The following is a 3,815-nucleotide window of genomic DNA, read 5'->3' on the forward strand; positions in this document are numbered from 1 at the left end:
CCCACCCCGATCCGCGAAGCGGATCGGGGTGGGGGTCTTCGGCGCCGCACCCCCACCCCGTCTCGCAATCTCCGCTTCGCTGCGACTGCGAGCCGACCCTCCCCACAAGGGGGAGGGTGAGGAGCTGCTTCAACGCCACCTCTCAACGGGAATGCCCCCTTGCCGACGCCCGCCCCCCTCATCGAAATGCGCGGCATCACCAAGAGCTTCGGCGCCGTCAAAGCGAACGAGGCTGTCGATCTCAGTGTGGCGCCGGGCGAGATCCTCGGGCTGCTCGGTGAGAATGGCGCCGGCAAGACGACGCTGATGAACGTGCTGTTCGGCGCCTACGCACCTGACGCCGGCGAAATCCTCGTCCAGGGCAAGCCGGTGCGGATCACCAGTTCGGCCGATGCGCTGGCCGCCGGCATCGGCATGGTGCACCAGCATTTTCATCTGGCGCCACGGCTGACGGTGCTGGAAAACCTGCTCATCGGTATCCCTGGCAAGTCGGGGCGGCTCGACCGTGCCGGCGGGCTGGCGCGGCTCGCCGAAATCAGTCGCCAACATGGGCTGACGCTTAATCCCGACCTGCCGGTCTCGGCGCTGTCGGTCGGCGAACAGCAGCGGCTCGAAATCGTCAAGGCGCTGTTTCGCGGCGCCAAGCTCTTGATCCTCGACGAGCCGACCGCCGTGCTGGCGCCGAGCGAGGTCGACGGGTTGTTCTCCGCGTTGCGCTCGATGGCGGCGCAGGGCCTCGGCATCATCTTCATCTCGCACAAGCTCAACGAGGTGCGGGCGCTGACGCATCGCTGCACGGTGCTGCGGCTTGGCCGTGTCGCCGGCCGCGTCGATGATCCCGCCAACACCACGTCGGCCGCCATGGCGCAACTGATGTGCGGCCACGAGATCGTACCGCCGGCGCGGGGGCCATCGACGCCTGGCGAAGCTGTGCTGACGCTCGACGGCATTTCCACGTCGAGGCATTCGGGCACCGTGCTTCGCGACGTGTCGCTTGCCGTTCGCGCCGGTGAAATCCTCGGCATTGCCGGCGTGTCGGGCAATGGCCAGCGCGCGCTGGCCGAGGTGATCTCCGGCGTGCGTGCGCCCGATGCCGGCCGGATGACGATCGCCGGCCAGACGGTGTCGCGGTTTTCGCCGCGCGAGGTGCAGGCGCTCGGCCTCGGCCGCATCCCGGAAGACCGCATGACGACCGGTCTGGTCACCAATTTGCCGCTCGCCGATTCCATGGTGCTGCCGCGCATCGGCACCGCCGCTTTCAGCAGCAAGGGCCTGCTCAAGCCGGATGCGATCCGCGCTTTCGCCGAGGCGCAGATCAAGGCCTATGATATCAGGTGCCCCGGGCCGATGACGCGTGCCGGGGCGCTGTCGGGCGGCAATCTGCAGAAGGCGCTGCTGGCGCGCGAGCTTGCTTTCGACCCGAAGGTTCTGATCGTCTCGCAGCCGACGCGCGGCCTCGATATCGGGGCGGCGCGTTTCATCCACGAAAAGTTCCTCGACATGCGGGCCAAGGGCTGCGGCATCATCGTCATCGGCGAGGATCTGGAGGAACTGCTGGTGCTCTGCGACCGCATCGCGGTGATGTATGAAGGCCGCATCGTCGGCACGCTCGACAGCGCCGATGCGACGATCGCGCGGCTCGGCCTGCTGATGACCGGGGCGGAGGGGCACGGCTGATGTTTCGCCTGGAAGTCCGGACGTCAACGCCCGCCTGGTTCAACCTCGCGCTGCCGTTGGTCGCGATCGCGGCGACGCTTGTCCTGTGCAGCGGCCTGATCGCGCTGGCTGGCGCCGGTGTGCTCGAATCCTATGGCGTGATGTTCACGGCTTCGCTCGGTGACAGCTACGCGATCACCGAAACGCTGGTGCGCGCCGCACCGATGATCTTCACCGGCCTGGCGGTCGCCGTCGCCTTCCGCGCCAAATTCTGGAACATCGGCGCCGAGGGTCAGTTGCTCGCCGGCGCCGTCGCCAGCTGCTTTGTCGGCGCCATCCCGATGCCGGGAGCGCTCGCCATGCTGTTGATGGCGATCGCCGGCGCCGCCGCCGGGGCTGCAGTTGCGCTGGTGCCGGCCACGCTGCGGGTCAAATTCAAGGTCGACGATGTCGTCAGTTCGCTGCTGCTCAACTCGGTCATCTACTACGCGCTGATGGCGCTGATCGAAGGGCCGTGGAAGGATAGTTTCAGCGGCTATCCGATCTCGCCGCCGATCGAGGATTCGGCCAATTTCCCGGTGCTGATCGAAGGCACAAGGCTGCATCTCGGCGTCATCGTGGCGCTGCTCGCCGCACCTTTGATCTGGTTCCTGATCGCGCGCACGACGCTCGGGTTCCGCATCAGGGTCACCGGCGAAAACCCGGAAGCCGCCCGCTATGGCGGCATCCATGTCGAGCGCGTGCTGCTTTCGACCGCGCTGCTGTCCGGTGCTCTGGCGGGGCTGGCCGGCGTCGGCGAGGTCGGCGGCGTGCATTTCCAGGTGATGAGCGACATTTCGCCGGGCTACGGCTATTCCGGCATCGTCGTTGCCATGCTGGCGCGGCTCAATCCGCTCGGCGTCGTGCCGGCGGCGATCTTCCTCGCCGCCGTGATGACCGGCGCTGAAGCGATGTCGCGGGCAACCGGCGTGCCGGCCTTCCTCAGCGATGTGATCCAGGGTACGGCGCTGCTCGCCATGCTGGTGGCGCTGCTGTTCACTGCCTATCGCGTCCGCCGCGTGGGGACCGCCTCATGAGCGCGGTGTTCGAACAGATCTTTCAGGTCGGTTTCCTGGCCGCCATCATTCGCATCGCCACGCCGCTGGCCTTCGCCACGCTCGGCGAAATGTTTTCCGAGCGGGCCGGCGTGCTCAATCTCGGCATCGAAGGCATCATGCTGCTCTGCGCCATGACCGGCTTCACCGCCACCAGCCTCAGCGGCAGCCTGTGGCTTGGGGTCTTGGTAGCAGTGCTGACCGGCATGCTGATGGGCGCGCTGCATGCACTGTTCACGGTGGCGCTCGGCCTCAGCCAGCATGTCTGCGGCATTGGCGTGACGCTGTTCTCGTCCGGCCTTGCCTATTTCCTCTACCGGCTGATCTTCGGCCAGCAATCGGTGCCGCCGAGCATCAAGGGTTTCCAGACGCTGCCGATCCCGGTTCTGTCAGACATTCCGGTGCTCGGGCCGGCGGTGTTCAACCAGTTCGCGCTGGTTTACATGGCGATCCTGGCCATACCGCTCGCCGCCTTCGTGCTTTACCGCACGCCCTGGGGCCTGTCGGTGCGCATGGTCGGCGAGAACCCGCGCGCAGCCGATTCGGCCGGCGTCAGCGTCATTGCCACCCGCTTCCAGGCCGTCATTCTCGGCGGTGCGCTGATGGGGTTGGCCGGCGCCTTCCTGTCGATGGCGCAGTTCAACGCCTTCACCTTCGGTGTCGTCTCGGGGCGCGGCTGGGTGGCGATCGCGCTGGTCGTGTTCGGCCGCTGGGACCCGTGGCGCTCGGCGGGTGCGGCGCTGCTGTTCGCCTTCGTCGATGCGCTGCAGCTGCGCATGCAGGCGAGTGGGCTCGGGCATATACCCTACGAAGCGTTCCTGATGCTGCCCTTCATCTTCACCATTGTCGCGATGGCGGTCATGTCGCGCAACGCGGTGGCGCCCTCGGCGCTGCTCAAACCATTCCGAAGGGAAGAGCGGTAGGCGAGCAAGACTTGGCGTGTCCAGCCGATAGATGGGTAACACTTTGAACCGGATACATGGGTAACAGTTCTCCCCCCTATGCTTCCGCCGCAGCGCCAAGCGGATTGGTTGGCGCGGCGCTGCGACGGATGAGCTTCATACG

At 66.7% G+C, this 3,815-nt stretch carries 3 protein-coding genes; all 3 read left to right on the forward strand.

Annotated features, from left to right (window positions below; genetic code table 11):
• The first annotated feature begins 186 nt into the window (after positions 1–186).
• The 3 genes from CKW40_RS41980 to CKW40_RS41990 are packed head-to-tail and all read left to right on the forward strand — an operon-like array spanning position 187 to position 3,673.
• Positions 187–1,677, forward strand: a complete 1,491-nt coding sequence (locus CKW40_RS41980; RefSeq protein WP_095205345.1) for an ABC transporter ATP-binding protein — start codon at positions 187–189, stop codon at positions 1,675–1,677.
• The gene (locus CKW40_RS41985) at positions 1,677–2,732 is read left to right on the forward strand and encodes an ABC transporter permease (RefSeq protein WP_095205346.1); all 1,056 of its coding nucleotides are present in this window, start codon (positions 1,677–1,679) and stop codon (positions 2,730–2,732) included. The genes CKW40_RS41980 and CKW40_RS41985 overlap by 1 nt, the downstream gene beginning before the upstream one ends.
• Positions 2,729–3,673, forward strand: coding sequence for an ABC transporter permease (locus CKW40_RS41990; RefSeq protein WP_095205347.1), 945 nt, complete (start codon positions 2,729–2,731; stop codon positions 3,671–3,673). The genes CKW40_RS41985 and CKW40_RS41990 overlap by 4 nt, the downstream gene beginning before the upstream one ends.
• Positions 3,674–3,815 lie beyond the last annotated feature (142 nt).

The organism is Mesorhizobium carmichaelinearum (assembly GCF_900199455.1).
GTDB classification, from domain to species: Bacteria; Pseudomonadota; Alphaproteobacteria; order Rhizobiales; family Rhizobiaceae; genus Mesorhizobium; species Mesorhizobium carmichaelinearum.